The organism is Pseudomonas sp. GW821-FHT07G06 (genome assembly GCF_058986625.1).
In genome coordinates this window covers 210124-230658 of the sequence record NZ_JBYSVW010000007.1, presented here as the reverse complement: position 1 = coordinate 230658, position 20535 = coordinate 210124, and the positions used below count along the sequence as shown (strand labels likewise).

General features: G+C 62.3%; 14 protein-coding genes. 7 read left to right on the top strand and 7 right to left on the bottom strand.

What is annotated here, in order from left to right; all coding sequences use genetic code 11:
• Nucleotides 1-253: 253 nt before the first annotated feature.
• The 3 genes from AC3WJW_RS14340 to AC3WJW_RS14330 all read right to left on the bottom strand — a co-directional run bounded on the left by AC3WJW_RS14340 (nucleotide 254) and on the right by AC3WJW_RS14330 (nucleotide 3462).
• Nucleotides 254-1420 (bottom strand): 2-aminoethylphosphonate--pyruvate transaminase, encoded by a 1167-nt coding sequence (locus AC3WJW_RS14340; protein ID WP_218486302.1) that lies wholly within the window; start codon nucleotides 1418-1420, stop codon nucleotides 254-256.
• Between the two features lie 253 nt (nucleotides 1421-1673).
• Nucleotides 1674-3065, bottom strand: a complete 1392-nt coding sequence (locus AC3WJW_RS14335) for an FAD-dependent oxidoreductase (RefSeq protein ID WP_493726455.1) — start codon at nucleotides 3063-3065, stop codon at nucleotides 1674-1676.
• Nucleotides 3066-3111: 46 nt separating this feature from the next.
• Nucleotides 3112-3462, bottom strand: a complete 351-nt coding sequence (locus AC3WJW_RS14330) for a RidA family protein (RefSeq protein WP_493726454.1) — start codon at nucleotides 3460-3462, stop codon at nucleotides 3112-3114.
• 123 nt (nucleotides 3463-3585) lie between these two features.
• Here AC3WJW_RS14330 and AC3WJW_RS14325 point away from each other — a divergent pair, with 123 nt between their 5' ends.
• Nucleotides 3586-4461 (top strand): LysR substrate-binding domain-containing protein, encoded by an 876-nt coding sequence (locus AC3WJW_RS14325; RefSeq protein WP_493726453.1) that lies wholly within the window; start codon nucleotides 3586-3588, stop codon nucleotides 4459-4461.
• Nucleotides 4462-4512: 51 nt separating this feature from the next.
• Here AC3WJW_RS14325 and AC3WJW_RS14320 read toward each other — a convergent pair whose 3' ends face one another.
• From AC3WJW_RS14320 to AC3WJW_RS14305, 4 genes are all read right to left on the bottom strand, one after another.
• Nucleotides 4513-6729: a DUF3604 domain-containing protein gene (locus tag AC3WJW_RS14320; RefSeq protein ID WP_493726452.1), complete on the bottom strand. Its 2217-nt coding sequence runs from the start codon at nucleotides 6727-6729 to the stop codon at nucleotides 4513-4515.
• Nucleotides 6730-6768: 39 nt separating this feature from the next.
• On the bottom strand, nucleotides 6769-7767 hold the full coding sequence (locus tag AC3WJW_RS14315; protein WP_493726451.1) for a HupE/UreJ family protein: 999 nt from the start codon (nucleotides 7765-7767) through the stop codon (nucleotides 6769-6771).
• Nucleotides 7767-8675, bottom strand: coding sequence for a peptidyl-prolyl cis-trans isomerase (locus AC3WJW_RS14310; protein WP_493726450.1), 909 nt, complete (start codon nucleotides 8673-8675; stop codon nucleotides 7767-7769). Before AC3WJW_RS14310 ends, AC3WJW_RS14315 begins: the two co-directional genes overlap by 1 nt.
• 141 nt (nucleotides 8676-8816) lie before the next feature.
• Nucleotides 8817-9848 carry an AraC family transcriptional regulator gene (locus AC3WJW_RS14305; RefSeq protein WP_493726449.1) on the bottom strand — a complete coding sequence of 344 codons (1032 nt, stop codon included), beginning with the start codon at nucleotides 9846-9848 and terminating at the stop codon, nucleotides 8817-8819.
• Between the two features lie 128 nt (nucleotides 9849-9976).
• On the opposite strand from AC3WJW_RS14305, the gene AC3WJW_RS14300 reads away from it, so the two are divergent.
• The 6 genes from AC3WJW_RS14300 to AC3WJW_RS14275 all read left to right on the top strand — a co-directional run bounded on the left by AC3WJW_RS14300 (nucleotide 9977) and on the right by AC3WJW_RS14275 (nucleotide 20530).
• Complete coding sequence (locus tag AC3WJW_RS14300) at nucleotides 9977-11605, top strand: 3-(methylthio)propionyl-CoA ligase (protein ID WP_493726448.1); 1629 nt, start codon at nucleotides 9977-9979, stop codon at nucleotides 11603-11605.
• A 37-nt stretch (nucleotides 11606-11642) separates the two neighbouring features.
• A complete protein-coding gene (locus tag AC3WJW_RS14295) occupies nucleotides 11643-14303 on the top strand; it encodes a winged helix-turn-helix domain-containing protein (RefSeq protein WP_493726447.1) in 2661 nt (886 codons plus the stop codon).
• A gap of 624 nt (nucleotides 14304-14927) precedes the next feature.
• Nucleotides 14928-16091: a thiolase C-terminal domain-containing protein gene (locus AC3WJW_RS14290; RefSeq protein WP_493726446.1), complete on the top strand. Its 1164-nt coding sequence runs from the start codon at nucleotides 14928-14930 to the stop codon at nucleotides 16089-16091.
• A gap of 63 nt (nucleotides 16092-16154) precedes the next feature.
• Complete coding sequence (locus tag AC3WJW_RS14285; protein WP_493726445.1) at nucleotides 16155-17984, top strand: DUF1302 domain-containing protein; 1830 nt, start codon at nucleotides 16155-16157, stop codon at nucleotides 17982-17984.
• 31 nt (nucleotides 17985-18015) lie between these two features.
• Nucleotides 18016-19377 (top strand): DUF1329 domain-containing protein, encoded by a 1362-nt coding sequence (locus tag AC3WJW_RS14280; protein ID WP_493726444.1) that lies wholly within the window; start codon nucleotides 18016-18018, stop codon nucleotides 19375-19377.
• Nucleotides 19378-19453: 76 nt separating this feature from the next.
• Nucleotides 19454-20530, top strand: a complete 1077-nt coding sequence (locus AC3WJW_RS14275) for a WD40/YVTN/BNR-like repeat-containing protein (protein WP_493726443.1) — start codon at nucleotides 19454-19456, stop codon at nucleotides 20528-20530.
• The last annotated feature ends 5 nt before the right edge of the window (nucleotides 20531-20535 follow it).

Below are 20535 nucleotides of genomic sequence, written 5' to 3'. Positions count from 1 at the left end.
TGGTGCCAGACAGCGCAAATTGGTCGGTTTTTGTTTTTGTTTTCGGTGCACAAGTCTGTCCATTCGCACGACATCAACAGATGAACGTGCGAATGGCATCAGGCTTCGATTCATGAATTACGCGATCGCTGACTCCTGCCCGGCGCTGCCGAGCGGTACGTCATCGAATCCATGGTTTAAAAAAAGATCCCTGCCCAAAGGTGCTACCCATTGCACCTTCGCTCGAATCGGCAGAGACCTTTAAAGGGGGCGATCAGGCCGCGGGCTTGAACATGTCCACGTCCATGGCAACCAGGCTGTCCGCGATTGCACGGAGCAACTGGTGGACGATGTATTCGTCGATCTGGCCGATGCAGCCGATGCGGAAACTCTCGGCAACGGTCAACTTGCCGGGGTAGATGATGAACTGGCGGGCCTTGAGTTCTTCGTAGAAGCGCGTGAAATCGAAGTTGGGATGTTCAGGGCTGAAGAACGTGGTGATGATCGGCGACAGCCAACGGTCTTCCAGCAGTGTCTTGAAGCCCAGTTCACGCATGCCGGCAACCAGCACGTCGCGGTTGCGGGTGTAGCGCGCCAACCGGCCGTGCACACCACCTTCGTCGCTGTGCTGTTCCAGCGCCTTGTGGAACGCCACCACACTGTGGGTCGGCGGCGTGAAGCGCCATTGGCCGGTGCGCTCCATGTAGGCCCATTGCTCGAAGAGATCGAGGGACAGCGAGTTGGCGCGACCTTTGGCGGCTTCCAGCACGGAACGGCGGATGATCACGAAACCGAAGCCCGGGATACCCTCGATACACTTGTTGGCGGAGGACACCACCACGTCGAAGGCTATGTCCTTCACCGTCAGCGGCACGGCACCGAAGGAGCTCATGGCATCGATGATCAGGCTCTTGCCGTGGGCCTTCACGACATCGGCGATTTCACGCAGCGGGTTGAGGATGCCGGAGCTGGTTTCGCAATGGACGACGAAGACGTTGGTGACGTCAGGGTTGGCCTTGAGCAGGGCGTCCACTTCTTCGGGCTGGGGCGGCAGGTAATCGCCCTTGTCCAGGGTAATGAACGCGCGACCGAGGTACTCCAGGGTCTTGGTGGCGCGCTGACCATAGGCGCCGTTCATCAGCACCAGGGCTTTGCCGTCACGCGGGATGGCGGTGGCCAACGCGGCCTCGACCGAGTAGCTGCCGCTGCCTTGCAGTGGCACGCAGGCGAAGCTGTCATCCTCTACGCCAGCCATGCCCAGCAGTTTCTGGCGAACTTCAGCGGTGACCTGATTGAAGGCACCGTCCCATGATCCCCAGTCGCGCAGCATGGCTTCCTTGGTCGCTTTGGAAGTGGTCAGCGGGCCCGGGGTCAGCAGGTAGGGTTCACCCAAGGCAGGGGTTGCCAGTGGCTGGGTAGTCGGGAATTCGGCTTTGGTCATGATCTTCTCCGGCGATGTTGTTTTTGTGGGGAGTGATGCATGGATGGATAAAAACATCTGGCAAGAAATAACTGAAATCGATTTATCACATGTCACAAACAAGCTGAGCTTATAAGTGGCAATGCACTTGTCCGGAGCACGCGCCGTTCGCTGCACGCATGAATTGACAGGAAGCGGATTAACCCCGCGCGGTGCATGACCGGGCGGGGTTTTCTGTGGGTCAGCGTGAAATTTCGCCTGGAGGGCGAGGCGATTATCCCTTGTCCGCCTTGCCGGCGGCCGCCGCGAATTTCGCCAGGCGCACGTCAAGTCGACGGGGAGGTCGGTTGTGGTCTTCAGCATGCTCCTTGCGGCGAATGGCGTTACGCACCATCAATGAGCCCAGGTAGCGCACCGGCTCCGGCGGAAAATGCCCAAGCGGACCTTGCACCAGCGGCGAGCGCGTCCAGGGGTTGTCCACCCCGAGCACCAGCGACGACAGGATCTGCCCACCCATATGGCACGGACCCACGCCGCTGCCGGAATAGCCGAAGCCATAGAAGACGTTGCCGCTCGCGCCCATGCGGCCGAAGAAAGGCAGGCCGGTGACCGAGCGATCGGAAGGGCCGTTCCAGGTGGCGGCGATACCGACGTCGGCAAAGTCCGGAAAGAACTCCGTCAGCGTGTTGCGCAACAGCCCTGCGTAGGGCGATGGCTGGTCGAACACGGGCAGGATGCGACCGCCGTAGGCAAAGGTGTTCCCCCCTTTGCCGAGCATGATCCGGCCGTCCGGGGTGTTGTGGTAGTAGTGCACGAAAATCCGCGAGTCGAGCACGGTGACCCCGCTGGTCAGGCCGATCCGCTCGAGCAAGTCCGGTCGCGGCTCGGTGATGATCATGTCGCTGGAGACAATGGCCACCGAACGCGAGAACTGTGGAAAGGCACGGGCCATCCAGGCGTTCATCGCAAGCACGACCCGGTCGCAGGTCACTTTGCCATTCGGCGTATTGACGCTGGCGGGCATGCCTTCTTCCAGACCGGTCATCGGTGTGCCCTCGTAAATCCGTACGCCCAGTTCCAGTGCCACCCGGCGCAGCCCACGGACCAGCTTGCCCGGCTGCACACTGGCAGCCGCCGGCGAGAACCAGCCCTCGATGTGCCGGGCCGAGCCAGACATGCGTTGCACGTCAGGTAGCGCACATTTGGCGAAAGAGTTGATGCCATGGCGCTCCAGTGCCGCGATCACCCCGTCGGTCGAGCCGACCTGGGCGCGGTTGGTCGCCGTGTAGAGCGTGCCGTCGAGACGGTAATCGGCATCCACCGCGTACTTTTCGCAAAAGGTGCCGATGGCGTAGATGCTCTGCTCCGATTCCTTGACCAGGCGTATCGCCTCCTTGACGCCGAACAAGCGCTCCAGGGTGAAGTACTTAGCCGACCATGACAGCGCGCAGCCGCCATTGCGCCCACTGGCACCGGCACCGCAGATGTCGGCTTCGACGATCACCACGTCCAGCTCGGGATTCTGTTCCTTGAGCATGATGGCGGTCCACAGACCGGTATAGCCACCGCCGACGATGCAGACATCGGCGCGGGTGTTCTGTTGCAGCGCAGGGCAGGGCGCAGCGGGTTGATTCTTCAGGGCCTGGTCCAGCCAGTAGGGGCGCATGGGGTCATCTCCGTTGGATCGGTTCGAGGCAGGGTTGGGGACGCAATCAGCCGCACGCGGCGACCACGATCATTTCCACGCGCCAACCGGGGTCGATCAGCTGCGCCAGGGTGCAAGCACGTGTGGGGGCATGGCCTTCAGGGAAAAACTCGTCCCAGACCCGGTTCAGCCCTTCATAGTCTTCGCGATGGGCCAGCAGGATGCGCACCGAAAGCACCCGCTCGCGACTGCTGCCCGCGCTGAGCAAAAGCTGCTCGATAGCGGCCAGCACCTCGCGCGTCTGTGCCTCGATATCGCCACTGAGATCGGTGGCAACCTGGCCACCGATGTACAGATGGGTGTCGTAGCGAACCATGTCCGAACGGCGTTTTGTCGCAGCGAAACGTTCAATTTCCATAGGGCATTCCTGGAGGGATACGAGGGACGGCACTTGTGAAAATCATGCTTGCAGTTCACTGTTCATAAATAAAATCGATTTATCGTATGAACGAATAAGTTGAACCTATAGCAAGGTGCACCGATGACGATTTCCCATACCCAACTCAGGGCGTTTCACGCCGTCGCCATGAATGGCAGCTTCACCCGGGCGGCCGAGCAACTCTGCCTGTCGCAACCTGCGGTATCCGACCAGGTGCGCAAGCTCGAGGATTATTACGGGGTGATGGTGTTCTACCGCGACAAGCGCCTGGTGCGCCTGACGGAAGTGGGCGAGCGGCTGTTCGGCCTGACCCAGCGCCTGTTCGATATCAGTGTCGATGCCCACGACATGCTCACGGACTACCGCACCCTGTCGACCGGGACCCTGAACCTTGCCGTGGATGCGCCGGTGCACGTCCTGCCCTATGTCTCACGCTTCTGCAGCCGTTACCCCGGTATCGATGTGAAGATCGAAACCGCCAATACCGATGAGGTCCTGCAGCGGTTGTTCAGTCACCAGGCCGACATCGCTCTGCTGGGGCGCGACATCGAAGACGACCGCTTGATGACACTGCACTTGCGCAGCGATCCCATGCTCGCTTTCGTCGCCCATGACCATCCCTGGGCGCAACGAGAGTCCATCTGCCTGGCCGACCTGCACGACACGCCCATGGTCCTGCGCGAGCAAGGCTCGGTCACGCGCTTGTCCCTGGAAGAGGAGATGGCAGCGGCGGGCCTGCACATCCGCAAGGCCATCGAAGTGGAGGGGCGTGAAGCCGCGCGCGAGGCGGTGGCGATCGGCATGGGCGTCGGGGTCGTCTCGGCCGCCGAACTGGGCTCGGATTCACGGGTTCGCGGCTTGCCGATCGTTGACTGCCAGCGGCATTTCACCGAGACACTGGTGTGCCTGCGCGCGCAGAGCTCGCGGCGTATCTTGACGACCTTTCTCGACATGGTTCGAGAAGGCCTGGTCGAGTGAGGTCTATCCTTCCAGCCATCCCCGGTGCGAGGGATGGCTGTGCGAAGGATGCTACTTGACCGCTTCAACCTCATAATTCACATAACCGAATTCGTTGCTGCGAGCCGCCACGTACTTGCCGTTCTGCTCGAACACCGTGGCCTCGAAAGGTGTGCCGCCGAGTGTTGTCAGCAGGTGCCCGTCCTTGATTTCATACTTGGCCGGTACGCCGAACTGACCGCCATGCAGCATGTTCAGGTATTCCCCCTCGGCGGGCGGCTTGCCGTCGACGCTGGCGACCAGGCGTTGGCCGTCGGTGCCATAGACGATTTCGAATGTCTGGCCGGTGACGGTGTTGCGCACCTTGATGGTTTTGCCCACCACGAAGGTTTGCAACTGCTCGTTGGTGAGCGCTTTGGCGCCTTCGGTTTTCAGTTGATCGATGGTTTTGCCGCCAGCGACAGTCTTGCTGTCCTCGGCTGTCGGCGTGTACCAGATCGGTGAGGTCCACGCGCGTTCCTGGACGGTGGGCGAGACGTCGGCCGGTGGCGGTACCTGCAGCTTGGCCGCGTCATAGGTGCTCCAGCGCGGGGTCGGGATCTGTAGCGCGCGGGCATAGTAGAACGCGTGCTGGGCCGGATCGAAGTCCGGATCGACCCAGACTTTTTTCAGCTCGGTGGCACCGATGGTATTGGTGTAGGTCGCCTTGGAAACATCGACGGTTGAGCCCACCGCAGGGACTTTGCCGGTGACCGGATCCGGCTGGCGATCACCGGCCCAGGCGACGTCGTAGACCTTCTCGAAGGTCTGGCCGTTTTTGGTCCAGCCCTTGATGATCTGGATGCGGTCGAGGTTGCCATCGTCGGCATCCTTGACCGCCCATACGACGAAGGACGGTGCCTGTTTACCCGGTTTTGCCGGCAAGTCGCCGCCCATGGGAACGCCCTTGGCGTAGGCGGCATGCACCCAGTCCTTTTCGTTCCACAGACTGCTGTCGAAGCCCCAGCCACCAAACATGCGCACGGGGATGCGCACGCCGCTGGTGCCGTACACCTCTTTGCGCTTCATGGCATCGAAGATCGATTCACGGGTGTTTTCTTCCGCCCAGACGCCGGCCAGACCGGAGGTGCTGGTTTGCAGGGCCATCATGCCCGAGTTCTGTTTGCCGGAAAGTCGCGCCGCCGGGGTGCTGTCGGTGAAGCCGTGGGAGCCGAAGTTGTTGCTCTGCGAATAGGGAATCACCCCGTTGTGCGAGTCGCTGGCGCCGACCACGCCCATCTTGTACGGGTTGTAGCCGCGGGCTTCCTGCATGGCCATGCCGTTTTGCCAGGCTTGCCTGATGTAGCTGCCGTTGAGTTTGGAGGTGCTGTTGTCGATGCCGATCAGGAAACTCATGATTTCATAATTGGCAAATTCATCGGTTGGCGACAGTTCCGGGTGGGTTTCGGAAGTGCCCTTGACCTGGTGAATTTCGGTGAGGGATTCATTGCGCATCCGCGTTTCTGCCCACGCCGCATCGATGGGGCGGCCACGGTCATCGACGTCCACCGGAAACATCAGGCCGTTGCTGAGGTTGGCATTGTGGGAGATCGCCAGTATTTCGTTGCCCTTTTTCCGTTGATCGTCCATCCAGCTCCACAAGTCCTCGGGTTTGCTCGAGTCGAGGGCCGTGAAGGGCAGGTCCGGCACCTTCTTCGAGTCACGGAAAAACACGTTGCGGTGCATGTTCTGATTGTTCGGTGCCGAGGTCCATTCATAGGCGACGAAGGTGGTGAACTTGCCGGGCTTGTAGTACTTGTCGGCGATGGCGATGTTCTGCTGCCAGATGTTGCCGGCCACCTTCGGATCAATCAGTTCCTTGATGGGGTTGTTCAAGCTGCCGGCGATCCACTTGAACACCCGGTTGAAATCCGCCGGCGTCTTGGCAATCAGTTTTTGCGCGATGGGCAGTTTGCTGAAGTCTGACTTCGGATCGTTGGCCAGGGCGATCACGCCCACGTATTCCGAATGATCGGTCACGCCATGGAAATCCAGCGGTCGACCTTTGAGCTGCACTTCAAACCCCATCGGATGCTTGACCGGCATGCCAAGCGAGTATTGGTAGGCCTGCTCGGGATCGACCTGATGGTTGCCGATCAGGTAGGCATCGATCGACCAGGAACTGTGCGAGTGCGTCTGGCCAAAGTAAACCTCGCGGTCCGGGTTGCCCTCTGCCCATGCCAACGAGCTGACAGTGAGCACGGCGCAACCGAGCAGTGACGGCGTGGTGAGGTGTGTAGGGGTTTTCATATTCCACGTCTCCGGAATACGGCAGTGACAGGGTGAAGTTCAGGCCCAGAAACTCGAGACTCGTTCGAAAAACCAGAAGGCCGCCAGGGTTCCCAACCCGTAGGCTGCAATCGGTCGGGCATACAGGACCGCGGACCGTGGCAGCCGGCAACGCAGCAACAGCGCTCGCAGGCACAGCACGGCGGCGACGAACATCAACTGGCCGATCTCGACGCCGACATTGAACGTGAACAGCGCCAGCGGCAGGTCGCGCTGGGGCAAGCCGATCTGCGCCAGCGCACCGGCAAAACCAAAGCCGTGCAACAGGCCAAAACAGAACGCCACCACCCATGGCCATTGGATTGTGAAGCTGACGTCGCCACGGTTCTTGCGGACGATTTCCACCGCCAGCAACAGGATGCTCAGGGCAATCGTCGCCTCCACAGGCGGGCCGGGAAGCTGCACCGCCCCCAATGCTGCGAGCGCCAGGGTGATGGAGTGGGCGAGGGTGAAGGCGGTGATGGTCTTGACCAGCATCCAGCCATTACCCACCAGCAGCAGGAGACCGAAGACGAACAGCAAGTGATCGAAGCCCCCGAGGATGTGCTGGACGCCATGGACCAGAAACGCACCGGCCACCGAGAACATTCCCGGCGTGGCAGCGATTTCCATCCAGGGTTGCGCGGGGTGGACGAGGGTGGTGGTCAGGCTGCCGTCCAGGCGCGAGACACGCACCAGCACATCGGTGATGCTCGCTTGCAGGCCGACAAACTCGATGCGCTGCCCGACCAGGCCGGCGGGACCGGCTTCAATGACCCTGCGTTCGATCAGTGAATCGTTCAGTTGGCTTTCCACCGGGTCAACGACAGTGCGCACACCTTGGGCAAACCGCAGCGCAATCGGCAAGCGCATGCCTGACAGCACCGGCGTGCGCCACAGTACGTCATAGCGCCCGGCAGCCGTTTCGTTGAGTTCCAGGTACGCGGGACGCGACTCATGGGCCATGGCACTCAGCCCCATGCACCCGAGCAGCAACAGCAGCCAGACCCTGCGCCTCATCACGGCCGCTCCGTCTGGATAGCGGCAACGTCAGCGGCGGAAGCAGGCATCATCACCACGACTTCATAGCGTGCTTTGAGTGCATCGAAGTTCGCGCGTTTCGATTCGCTGCGTTGCTCGGACAACCAATCGGACTTGACCTGCTGGGCCACGGTTTCGAAGGGCGGTGCCGGTGGCTTGGCCAGCGTATCGATCCACACCAGATGCCAGCCAAAACCTGATTCCACAGGCCCCACCCAACGTCCCGGCGTTTGCTGGAACAACGAAAGGGCGAACTTTGAACCGAAGACCCGCGCCACTTGATCCTGTGATTGCTCTATGTAGGCGCTTTTGAACATGAAGGCATCGCCTTCAGCGCTGTTGCTGTCAGTCAGCCCTCTCAGCGCGGCCTGAGCCTGGGCCTGTGCATCCGCGCCGCGTTTGTCCAGGGCGAAGAACACATGATGGAAGGTCGCCAGGGGTGGCGGGGCATATTGGTCCTGATGCTGGTTGTACCAGGCCTCAAGTACACCGGGGGCCGGTTCGCGAAGTGAGGCGACATCTTCGGCGAGGAAATCCATTTTTTGCGCCAGTCGGCGGCGAATGATGGTGTCGTCCTTGTCCAGGCCAAGTTTGAGTGCTTCGCGATAGAGGATTTCCTCTTTCACATAGTCATCGATCAGGGCCTGCAACTGTTGCTCCGAGGCGGGGCGTTGCCATCGTGCCAGCCAGGAAATCGCGATCCGCTGGACAACTTCAGGGGTAATTTCGATGCGTTGCGGATCTTGATTGACCGTTGAACGGTGCAAACCTCCGTACAGTACGAAGAGTGCAAAACCGGCAACTAAAAAGTGCAGTAACGGCTGGCGCAGGCATCGCTTGATTAACGAAAGTCGAGATTCTTTCGCTTCGCAGACGCTCAAGTTCATGACTTATTGCCCCACGCTATTCTCGAATGGTTTTCGAAACAGAGTGGAGTATTGCTGCTGGGCCGGAACTTTCCACCGAGGTTAATCACGATAAGCACTAAGCATTAGTCGCAATCGGATTAACCCGTTTCCCGGGGCCGCCTAAGGCGAAGTGAACCGCGGGTTCGTGCCCGCAGCCTGCGCTCGGTAGGCTTTGGGCGCGCAGCCCTGGGCGTTGTGGAAAAAACGGCTGAAGGCACTCAGGCTGGAAAAACCCAGCACCTCGGCGATCTGTGAAAGCTTCAAGTCGGTCTGGCTCAGGTATTTGCGGGCCAGGTCCAGCTTGGTCTGCTGCTTGATGGCCTGGAAGGTGGTACCGCTGCCGGCCAGCCTGCGTTGCAGGGTGCGGCGGCTCTGCAGTTGATTGAGGGCGACGGCGTCCAGGGGCGCGCCACTGCTGGACAGCAGTTTGCGCACCGAGTCTTCGGTTGCCGAGGCCGGGCTACGGTTGCGTCGCTGTTGGTTTTCCCGCTGGTAGTCAAGCAGGGCGGGGCGGGAGAAGGGCTGTTGCTCGTTCAGTGGATGTGCCAGCACCTGGTGGCTGAGCAGCATGCCGTTGCACTCCTGATTGAAGAACACGTTCTGGCCGAACATCCGTGTGTAGCTGGCGCGGCTATGGGGTTCCCGGCAACGCAGCATCACGCGTTCCGGCGACCACTGCGGATACAGCGCGCCGCGCAGTTTGCGCGCGAGCAGGGCCAGGCCCAGGTGGACGGACTGGGTTTCGTCGATTCCGGCCGTCGCGGTCACTTCGTAGTGCACGGTCATTCCCAGTTCGTGTTGCTCCAGGTGCACCAGGGCACCGGACATCAGCACGTGGAAGTAGCGTGACAGGCGTTCGAGCCAATCGCCCACCGTGGTCGCTTCGCTGACGATGTCGAGCAGCGCACTGCCCAATACGCCCATCCCTTGCTTCTGTGCCAGCAGCAGCCCGAAGTCCTCGCGACCGGTTTCCCGGGCGGCCAGGTCGAGAAAATGCACCACCTTCGGCACCGGCAGGAGGACGTCCAGCTGGTCCAGCGACTGCGAGGCAATCGATGCCCCATGGGCCACTCGCCAGGGGTCGCCGTGCAGGTCGGCGATCAGTTCGCGGGCACCGTACAGGCACATGCTGCGAATGAGATGAGTATCCATGGCACACGCCTTTGAGGATGAATGGCGCGAAGTATCAAATGATTGGCGCGTTTTATCAAATAAATGCCCGGCGCCTGCGCAGAATACAACCGCCCGAACCTTACAAAAACCACAACGGAGCGATTGCCATGCTGGGTCTGATGCAGGATCACCCCTTACTCATTTCTTCGGTACTGGAGCACGCGGTGTGCTCGCACCCCCAGGTCGAGATAGCCTCGCGCCTGCAGGACGGCACGCTGCATCACTGCACGTACGCCGACATCGGCCGGCGTGCCAGACAACTGGCCAATGCCCTCACAAACCTCGGCGTACAGCCCGGCGAGCGGGTCGGCACCCTGGCCTGGAACGGCTACCGGCACATGGAAATGTTCTATGGCGTCTCGGGCATGGGCGCAGTGCTGCACACCATCAACCCGCGGCTGTTTGCCGAGCAGATCGAGTTCATCGCCAACCATGCCGAAGACCAGTACCTGTTTTTCGACCTGTCGTTCGCGGCCCTGATCGAGCAGCTTGCGCCACGACTGACCACGGTCAAGGCGTTCGTCGCCCTGGCCGAACGCAGCCAGATGCCGCCCATCGTCGTGCCCAACCTGCTGTGCTACGAAGACCTGATCGGCGATGAACCCGAGACGTTCGCCTGGCCCTGCCTGGATGAGCGCGTGGCGGCCTCCCTGTGCTACACCTCGGGCACCACCGGAAATCCGAAAGGGGTGTTGTACTCCCATCGCTCGACCTTGCTGCATTCGATGGCCACCTGCACGTCGGACGGCTTCAACCTGTCCTCGGCCGATACGGCGCTGCTGGTGGTGCCCATGTTCCACGTCAACGCCTGGGGCATGCCCTATTCGGCGGCGATGTGCGGCGCGCGCCTGGTCCTGCCCGGCGCGGACCTCGACGGGGCCAGCCTGTATGACTTGATGCAGCGCGAAAGAGTCACCCTGGCCCTGGGCGTGCCCACGGTGTGGATGAGCCTGCAACAGCATGTGCAAAACGCCGGGCTGATGCCGACCGCGGACCTGTGCCTGAACCGGGTCGTGATGGGTGGGGCCGCGGCGCCGCGCAGTCTGGTGGAAACCTTCGAGACTCGTTTTGACGCCCGGGTGCTGCAAGCCTGGGGGATGACCGAGATGTCGCCTTTGGGCACGGTTTGCAATGCCTTGCCCAAGCACCGCGACGCCTCGCTCGACGAGCGCATCGACCTGCAGGCCAAGCAGGGCCGGGTGTTGTTCGGGGTAAGGATCAAAATCGTCGATGCAGACGGTGTCGAACTGCCCCGTGACGGCCAGGCGTCCGGCCATTTGCGGGTCAAGGGGCCGTGGATCGCCAGCCAGTATTACCGGGGCGAGGGCGGGGACTTGCTCGATGAACAGGGTTGGCTGGTCACTGGCGATATCGCCACCATCGACCCGGATGGCTACATGCAGATCACCGATCGGGCCAAGGATGTGATCAAGTCCGGCGGCGAATGGATTTCCTCCATTGACCTGGAGAACGCTGCCTGCGGTCACCCGGCGGTGGCCGAAGCGGCGGTCATCGGCGTGCCTCACCCCAAATGGCAGGAACGGCCGTTGCTGGTGGTGGTGCTCAACCAGGGCATGTTGGCGACGCGAGACGAGTTGCTCGGCTTTTTACAGAACCATGTGGCCAAGTGGTGGCTGCCCGACGCGGTGGCTTTCGTCGAGGCACTGCCCTATACCGCAACGGGTAAAGTGCAAAAAATGAAATTGCGCGAACAGTTCCGGGACTATCGTTTATAACCAGCGATACTTTGTACCCCAGTCCAAAGGGCCCCCCATGGATCGCATTGCACCGGAACTGGTTCTCAAGACCACGCCACCGAGAAGTCAGAAAACCGCTCACATGCGTGAGCGGCTGAGCATCGACTCCGCGGCCCTGGCGGACAAGATGGCCATTGCCGTGCAAGGCCCGGCGGGGTTCGGCAAGACATTTCTGCTGGCCCAGTGGCGCCGGGAGTTTCTTTCCCGTGGGGCGGTGGTGGCCTGGTTGACGCTCGATGAACATGACGATGGCGTTCGATTCGCCGGGGGACTGTCCGCGGCCATGGCCATAGGCAGTGGACGGGCAACCTTTGCCGGTTTCCTGGAGCGCATGCCCGGACCCGGCCGCGACGAGATGGAAGGGCTGACCGACTGGTTGGCCGAGGTCGCGGACCTGGGGGGCGAAATCGTGCTGATGCTCGACGAAGCCGACCGGCTGCCCGAAGCCACTGTGCGGCATTGCCTGGCCTACCTGCTGCACAATGCCCCGGCCAACCTGCGCATCATCATGGCCTCCCGTGGGCGCCTGAACCTGCAGGTGGCCGACCTGCAGGCCCGCGGCTTCTATGTCGTCATCGGTGCGGACGCCTTGCGCCTGCGGGTGGAGGAAACCGTGGCGATCCTCAGCAGCCGCTTCGGCCATCGTATCGATCCGGACCTGTGCGTGCGCTTGCACGAGGCCACCGAGGGCTGGTCACTGGGCCTGCAACTGGCGATCGCTTCCATCGAAAAAAGCCCGAGCGTGGTCGCGGCGGTCGAAGAGCTGTCGGCTGGGACCGGTGATATACGGCGCTATTTCGTCGACACCCTGATCGCCCACCTGCCCGCCGAACAGATTGAGTTTCTGATCAGCATTGCGCTACTGGAGATGTTGCATCCATCCCTGTGCATCGCCTTGAGCGGCGACGAGCAGGCCGGCTTGCGCTTGCAGGAGCTGTGCGTGGCGACGCCGATTTTTGTCGAAAGCGTGGACAGTGAGTGGGTGCGTATCCACCCGCTGGCCCGGGAATTCCTGCTCGGGCGCTTTGCCAGTCTGCCCGAGACCCGACGCCTGGACCTGCATGAGCGGGCGGCCAGCTGGCTCGAGGCCCATGAATTCCCGGAGCAGGCGGCGCGTCATTATCTGTTGGCCGGGCGCACCCGCCAGGCGTATCAGATGATCGAGCAATGCCTGTACGAAATCATGTTGCGCGGGCAGTTCAGCCGGGTTCTGGAATGGGTGGAGGAGCTGCCGGCGCAGGAGGTCGAATCGCGTTCGCGCATGCGCCTGGCGGCCGCCTGGTCCCTGGCCATGAGCGACCGGCATGAGGAAGCGGTGCGTCTGGTCGCCGGTCTCCGGCAGGCCCCGGCGACCGATGACAGCACGCGTTGCGAAGCAGCGATGATTGTTGCCACCGCCGCCTATTTTGCCGACCGGCCGGACGAATCGCTGGCGCTGGTGACCCCTTGGGTGGACGCCTTGCCGACTGGCGAGATCAAGTTACAGGCAGTCTTCGCCAACCAGATCGCGCGCCTGACCCTGTTTCAGGGCCAACCGGAAAAAGCTCGACGGATCTTTCAGCGGGCACCCTTGTATGCCTGGAGCTCAGGCCTGGACGCCATCCGCGGTTTTGGCGAATGGGTGGTGGGCCTCAGCTATGTCTGCGAAGGTCGCCTCGTGCCGGCCGAAAGAGCGCTGCGCGACAGCCTGGCTCGCGCCGAACAGGACATTGGCCGACGCAGTCCGGTGGCGGTGATGTTGGCCAGCGGACTGGCTACAGTGTTGCTCGAGCGCGATCAGTTGCAAGAAGCCGCCACGGTCCTGGCCAACCGTCTGGACGTGGTCGAGCGCCTGGCTTCTCCGGATGCGATTGTATTGGGTTTTGTCACCGCCTCTCGCCTGGCGGTCCTGCAGGGCCAGGGCCATCGCGGTTATGACTTGCTCGAGGCGCTGTTCGTGCTCGGCGAAGAGCGCGGCATTGCACGTTTCTGCATTGCCGCCCTGGCCGAGCAGATTCGCCTGCACGCGTTGCAAGGCCGGGCCGATACCTGCCTGGCATTGGGGCGCCGGCTCGATGCCCAGGTGCCGCAGGTCGCGCATGAACAGACAGGCTTGCTCGGGCCGGAACTGGCCTTGATGGTGATGTTGGCCAAGGTCTACATCGCCCATGTGCAACGTGACTGGCAAGGAATGCTGGAGCTGTTGGAGCGTGCCGGCGAAACAGCCGAGCGCATTCGTCGCGGCCGTGAAATCGTGCAGATCAAACTGCTCAAGGCATTGGCGCTCCACGAGTCGGGCGGCAACGGCCTGGCCTGCCTGCGTGAAGCGATCAGCCTGGCCGAGGAAAACGGCCTGCGGCGGATTGTCGAAGACACCCACCCGCAATTGCTCAAATGGTTGCGCCAGATCCGGCACGAGGTACCCCCGACCGCTGCGCAAGGCACACCTCCACCTGCGCCGACGCCACTGGCGACCAGCACGGTGTCGCCCAGCCGGTTGCTGACACCCAAGGAGCGCGAAGTCTTGCAATTGCTCGCCCGTAACCTGTCGAACAAGCAGATCGCCCTGGCGCTGAATGTCGGCGAAGAAACCGTGAAATGGCACCTGAAGAACCTGTTCGGCAAGTTCCAGGCCGGCACCCGCAAGCATGTGGTGGATCGTGCCTACATGCTTGGCATCCTCGATCCTGCCAGCTGAAACCTGATCCTTCTGCTCGCGCATTCACTTAAGAGATTGAGCGAACAATAAGCAGCCTGTGGCGAGGGAGCTTGCTCCCGCTGGACTGCGCAGCAGGCCCATTTTCAGGGCCGCTTCGCGCCCCAGCGGGAGCAAGCTCCCTCGCCACAGATACTGTGTCCGTCAAGGCCCCTTTTTTGGGCTTTCACTGGTTTGGACCCGGACGCGGTCCCCTGTGGGAGCTGGCTTGCCAGCGATGGTCGTTAACGATTACGCGTATGACCTGGTTCAACGCGGCGCGCTTGAGTCCATCGCCAGCAGGCTGGCTCCTACAGTTTTCTCGCGTGGGCACGGTCCATTGTGGGAGCTGGCCTGCCAGCGATGGTCGTTAACGATAACGCGGGTGAACTGGATGAACGCGGCGCACTGGAGTCCATCGCCAGCAGGCTGGCTCCTACAGTTCTCTGGAAATCTTTCCCCCCCCCCTTGTTCTTCCACCCCCCCTGACGATGGGGGGGTTGGATCGTGCCTGACCGATAGTCTGGACCTCACTTGAACCAACCCGGCCCGGCGGATCTGCCGCTTGCCGAGCGTTGCTCGAAGACAAGAGAGGATCGGCATCAGCCGACTATCGAGGTAAGGCGTATGAGTCAAAGCGTGCTGATTGCGGGGGTGGGCATGTCTGCGTTTGTCCCGCTGGGCGCTGGCGACAGTGTCGCTGCGTTGGCGGGCAGGGCGATCCGCCAGGCGCTCGACGATGCGCGCATTGACTATGACCTGGTCGACCAGGTGTTCAGTGCCTGCGTCAGCAGCGCTGTCGGTTGCACTGAGCAGGTCCTGGCCCAGGTCGGCCTGACCGGTGTCCCGGTATTTACCCTCGCGGACGGCTGCACGGCAGCCAGCAGCGCCTTGCAGCTGGCGCGTCACAGCGTGTTGTCCGGTCAGGCCGAATGCGCATTGGCACTGGGCTTCGAATGCATGCCGGCGAACGTTACCCACCGCGCCTTCTTTGGTCTGGACGATAGCGCGCCGCAGGCCTGGGACGGCCTCGGCCAGACCGATGCCGGCCAGGCTCATTTTGCCCGGCGCGAGCATCCAGCCGCGCTGTTCGCGGCCCAGACCAGTTGGTTGCTGACCCGCATGGGCGTGGCCCAGAGCAGCTTCGAGCAGGTCCTCAGTCAGGCCCGGAGCAAGGCCATGCTCAACCCCATGGCCGTGCTCAACCGCTGCACGGCCCTCGATGGCTGGCGGGCTCGCTACCTTTGCCCGCCGGCGAGCGGTGCGGCGGCGGTGCTGCTGTGTACCCCGGGTTTCCTGGCCCGCTACGGCGCCCGCGGCGGGGTGGCCGTAAGGGCCTGTGTGCGCGGTAGCGATCTGGCCTCCGAGCAGGAGTCCGGCTGTGTGCTCGATGTGCTGGGGCGCGCCACGACCCGGCGGGTTTCGCAGCTGGCGTATGAGCACGCCGGTATCGGTGCCGACGAGATTGAGGCCGTGGAGCTGCATGACCAGAGCGTCGGTGACTTCATGGTGTACAGCGCCGCCCTGGGTTTGTGCCGGGAGGAAGGTATCGACGGCTTCGTGCGCGAACGGCGCAACAGTCGCGGCACCTCGGTCGATGTCTGCGCCTCCGGCGGATTGCTCGGTCGCGGCCATGCTCCGGGAGCAACGGGGCTGGCGCAAATCACTGAATTGGTCTGGCAGTTGCGCGGCACGGCGCCGTCCAGGCACGACAACGGTGTCCGGACGGCACTTGCGCACAACGCGGCGCTGGGTCGTTCGGTATCGGTAACCATCCTGCAGCGCACCTAAGGACAGCGTCGCAGTGCCGTTTCAATGCGTTTTCATGAACCACAGAGAAGGTGAGCCCGTTAGATGAACAACAACAATAAGATCTGCCATGCAAACCTGCGTCGAGGGCTTTTGGCTACAGCAATCCTGGCCGGGATGGGCATCGCGCCCGTGCAAGCCCTGGAAATCGATACGGGCAACGAAGACCTGTCGGTGCGCTTCGACAACACGTTCAAGCTCAACTACGGCCAGCGCGTGGAAAGTCCCAACAGCAAGCTGGCCAACAGCTGGAACAACAATGATGGCAACCGCAACTTCTCGTCGGGCAGTGCGGTGTCCCAGCGTCTGGACGTGCTCTCGGAACTGGACGTGGTCTACAAGCAGAAGGCCGGCTTTCGCGTCAGCGCCAACAGCTGGTACGACCATGCCTATGACAATGTCGGCAGTGCCAACGCCTCGACCAACCAGCTCAACAACGGCGTACCGGACTCACGCCATATCAGCGGTTATGCCGACCGTTACTACAACGGACCGTCTGCGGAAATCCTCGATGCCTTCGTGTTTGGCAGCACCGAGGTCGGTGACGAAACCCTGCTCAGCGCCAAGCTGGGCAGCCATACCCAGTACTGGGGCGAAAGCATCCTGGCCTTCGCCCACGGCAACAGCTATGGCCAGTCGGGCCTGGACATCACCAAGGGACTGACAGTACCGGGCACCGAGGCCAAGGAACTGTTCATCCCGCGCAACCAGTTGTCCAGCAGCCTGACCTTTGGCCCGGAGCTGACCCTGAGCGCCCAGTACTTCCTCGGTTGGGACGCCTCGCGCCTGCCTGAATCGGGTACCTACCTGGGGTTCAACGACGGCATCCAGAGTGGCGGGCACAACCTGTCGCTGATCGGTGGACGCAACCCACTCTTCGGTGCCCCGGGCCCCATTGGCGCCAATGAGTTCCTGCGCCTGACCAACGGCCACACCTTCACCCCGGACAATCAAGGCGACTTCGGCCTGATGGCCAAGTGGAGCCCGGAATGGCTGGACGGGACCCTGGGCTTCTACTACCGCAACACCTCGGACATCCTGCCCAACCTGGTCCTGCAGCCGACCGCTGTCGGCCCGGCGCAACTGATCTCGGGCAACATCGGCAGCTACAACCAGTTCTACGTCGACGATATCGATATCTACGGCATCAGCCTGTCCAAGAGCATCGCCGGGGTCAGCGTCGGTTTCGACCTCAACTACCGCGAGAACATGCCGCTGGCCAGTGTCGCCGCCACCGTCAGCCCGGCCGCGGCCGCCGCCGGTCTGCCCGGATTCATCGGCAGTTTCGATGGCAACAACGGCGTGGCCCGAGGCAACACCGTACATGCGGTGCTCAACGGCCTGACCACCTTCGCCGACACCCCGGTGTGGGACAGCGCCTCGCTGCTGGTGGAGCTGGGCTACAGCCGCTGGCTGGACGTGACCGACAACAAGCAGCTGTTCAAGGGTGAGGACTGGTACCGCGGCGTGGACAAGGTCAGCAAGGACAACTACGTCATCGGCGTCAACTTCAACCCGACCTGGTATCAGGTTTTCCCCGGCATCGATTTCTACATGCCGGCCACCTACAACGTCGGCCTCAATGGCAACTCCGCCGTCCAGATGGGGGGCAACGAAGACTCCGGAAGCTATTCGATCGGCGTTGGCATGGACGTGCACAACCAGTATCGCTTCGACCTGAAGTACGTGGACAACTTCGGTCCGTTCGATACCTGCGACCGCGCCGGCAATGCCGGCAGCCAGGGAGAAGGTGCCGCACCCGGCGCCAATGGCCAGTACAACTGCACCCCGGGGCAGGCCACTGCCTTTGGCGGTACATCGGCCCAGCTCAAGGATCGCGGCATGGTCACCTTCACCTTCAAAACGACTATCTGATCGAACGTTGCCAGGCAACAGGAGAGACCCCATGAAATTCGCCCAATCCGTATTGGCCGCAGCCCTTGCGCTGGCGGTAACCGGTGCCGCCCACGCGGCCGTATCTTCCGACCAGGCCGCCCGGCTTGGCAGCACACTGACCGGCGTCGGTGCCGAAAAAGCCGGCAATGCCGACGGCAGCATCCCGGCCTATACCGGTGGCCTGACCCAGGCGCCGGCCAGCTACCAGGCGGGCAGCTCGTTTCGCCCCGACCCCTTCGAGAATGAAAAGCCGCTGACGGTGATCAACGCCGGTAATGCTGCCCAGTACGCCGGCAAGATGACAGCCTCGACCCAGGAACTGCTCAAGCGCTTCCCGTCGTTCCGCGTCGATGTCTACCCGACCCACCGTACCGTGGCCATGCCTCAGCGATTGCTGGACAACACGGCGAAAAATGCGGTCGGAACCAAAACCACTGAGGGCGGGGTAGCCCTGGACAATGCGTTGCCCGGCGTGCCGTTCCCGATCCCCGCCGACGGCTATGAAGCCATGTGGAACCATCTGCTGCGTTATCAGGGCTTTGCGCTGAACTCCAAGTACGATTCCTGGAACGTCGATTCCTCGGGCAGGGCGACCCTGGCCACCACCGGCAACGCCTACATCGAATACCCGCTGTACGACCCGGCCCGTACCACGGCGGCCAACGAGAGCGACGTGTTCTTCAAGACCAAGCTGTATTACCAGGGCCCGGCACGCCGCGCCGGTGAAGCCATCCTGGTGGTCGATGCGGTCAACCCGCTCAAGCAAGGCCGCCGTGGCTGGCAGTACCTGCCGGGACAACGCCGGGTGAAACTGGCGCCGGACATCGCCTACGACACGCCGAACCCGGGGTCGGCCGGCAGCTCGACCTATGACGATTCCTGGGTGTTCAACGGCGCCCTGGACCGTTACGACTTCAAGCTGGTGGGCAAGAAGGAAATGTACGTCCCGTACAACACCTACAAGTTGAACTACCACAAGGTGGCGGCGGACGTGACCACCCCCAACCACGTCAACCCCGACCTGATGCGCTGGGAACTGCACCGCGTGTGGGTCGTGGAAGCGACCCTGAAGCCGGGCAAGCGCCACATCTACAGCAAGCGCACCTTCTACCTCGATGAGGACAGCTGGATTGCCCTGGCTTCGGACGAATACGACGCCAGCGGCAAGCTGTACCGCGGCGCCTTCGCCCACATGGCCTACAGCTACGACGTGCAGGCGCCGAACTCCGACAACCACCTGTTCTACGACTTCATCACCGGTAGCTACAACATCACCGGGATGTACGGGCCGTACGGTGGCGTGAAGTACATCGAGCCGCTCTCCAAGGCCCAGTGGGCTCCGGAATCGCTGGCCGGTGCCGGAATCCGCTGAAAGAGCTCCATGTGGTATTTGCCATCGGGGAGAGGCCACACCTCTTCCGGTGGCTTTTTTTATCCGGGAAACAGCGATGAACAAATTCAGATGGATAGTGCTCATTGCACTGGGTGCCGCGTTGGCCTTGCCTTTCACCCGTGCCGTGGTGGCGGCGGATTTCGCCGACACCCTCGACCGGCCGGCGTTGCAGACCGACAAGGCGCTGCATGGCATTTTCACGGGACTGGCCAGTGCCGGCGGGCGCCTGGTCGCGGTCGGCCAGCGTGGCCACATTTTCTATTCGGACGATGCAGGCCTGCAATGGCGTCAGGCCAGGGTACCGGTCAGTTCTGACCTGGTGGCCGTGCATTTCCCCAGTCCGTCCCAGGGCTGGGCCGTCGGCCATGACGGCGTGGTGTTGCACAGCAGCGACGCGGGCGAAAGCTGGCGCCGTCAATTCGACGGCCGCGACGTCGGTTCGACCCTGCTCGCGTATTACCGCAAGCAGGCCGCGGCTCAGCCGGACGACGAGACGGTCGCCGGCTTGTTGGCCGATGCCCAGCGCATGTTCGAAGAGGGCGCCGACAAGCCGTTCCTCGATGTGTGGTTCGAGAATGACCAGGTCGGTTACATCGTCGGCGCCTTCAACCTGATTTTCCGTACCGACAATGGTGGCCGCAGCTGGACGCCGTGGCTAGACCGGACCGACAACCCAAGCGCCTTGAACCTGTACGCCTTGCGCCCGGCCGGCAATGCACTGTTCGTTGTCGGCGAGCAGGGCCTGGTGCTCAAGTTCGACCCGGCCAGCGAGCGTTTCAAGGCCACCCCCACGCCCTACAACGGCAGTTTTTTCGGCATTGTCGGCAAGCCCGGCGCGGTGCTGGTGTTCGGTCTGCGCGGCAACGCCTACCGCAGCGTCGATGGCGGTGCCCACTGGAACAAGGTCGAGCTTGGCCTGCCCCTGAGCATCACCGCCGGCACGGTCACTGCAGACGGTCGGATCATCCTGTTGAGCCAGGCCGGCCATGTACTGGTCAGCAACGACGATGGCGCAAGTTTCAAGCTGCAGGCGAAAAACGGCCTGACGCCGGTGGCCGCGGCGCAAGTGTCAACGGCCGGTGCACTGGTACTGGCCGGCGCCCGCGGACTTCGCCAGCTACCCCTCGAATAAGCCCA

Coding starts and splice junctions, on each gene's coding strand:
- AC3WJW_RS14315 (WP_493726451.1), bottom strand. CDS start 7,767: ATGAGGCGCAGGGTCTGGCTGCTGTTGCTGCTCGGGTGCATGGGGCTG.
- AC3WJW_RS14335 (WP_493726455.1), bottom strand. CDS start 3,065: ATGCGCCCCTACTGGCTGGACCAGGCCCTGAAGAATCAACCCGCTGCG.
- AC3WJW_RS14340 (WP_218486302.1), bottom strand. CDS start 1,420: ATGACCAAAGCCGAATTCCCGACTACCCAGCCACTGGCAACCCCTGCC.
- AC3WJW_RS14290 (WP_493726446.1), top strand. CDS start 14,928: ATGAGTCAAAGCGTGCTGATTGCGGGGGTGGGCATGTCTGCGTTTGTC.
- AC3WJW_RS14325 (WP_493726453.1), top strand. CDS start 3,586: ATGACGATTTCCCATACCCAACTCAGGGCGTTTCACGCCGTCGCCATG.
- AC3WJW_RS14275 (WP_493726443.1), top strand. CDS start 19,454: ATGAACAAATTCAGATGGATAGTGCTCATTGCACTGGGTGCCGCGTTG.
- AC3WJW_RS14280 (WP_493726444.1), top strand. CDS start 18,016: ATGAAATTCGCCCAATCCGTATTGGCCGCAGCCCTTGCGCTGGCGGTA.
- AC3WJW_RS14300 (WP_493726448.1), top strand. CDS start 9,977: ATGCTGGGTCTGATGCAGGATCACCCCTTACTCATTTCTTCGGTACTG.
- AC3WJW_RS14330 (WP_493726454.1), bottom strand. CDS start 3,462: ATGGAAATTGAACGTTTCGCTGCGACAAAACGCCGTTCGGACATGGTT.
- AC3WJW_RS14310 (WP_493726450.1), bottom strand. CDS start 8,675: ATGAACTTGAGCGTCTGCGAAGCGAAAGAATCTCGACTTTCGTTAATC.
- AC3WJW_RS14305 (WP_493726449.1), bottom strand. CDS start 9,848: ATGGATACTCATCTCATTCGCAGCATGTGCCTGTACGGTGCCCGCGAA.
- AC3WJW_RS14320 (WP_493726452.1), bottom strand. CDS start 6,729: ATGAAAACCCCTACACACCTCACCACGCCGTCACTGCTCGGTTGCGCC.
- AC3WJW_RS14295 (WP_493726447.1), top strand. CDS start 11,643: ATGGATCGCATTGCACCGGAACTGGTTCTCAAGACCACGCCACCGAGA.
- AC3WJW_RS14285 (WP_493726445.1), top strand. CDS start 16,155: ATGAACAACAACAATAAGATCTGCCATGCAAACCTGCGTCGAGGGCTT.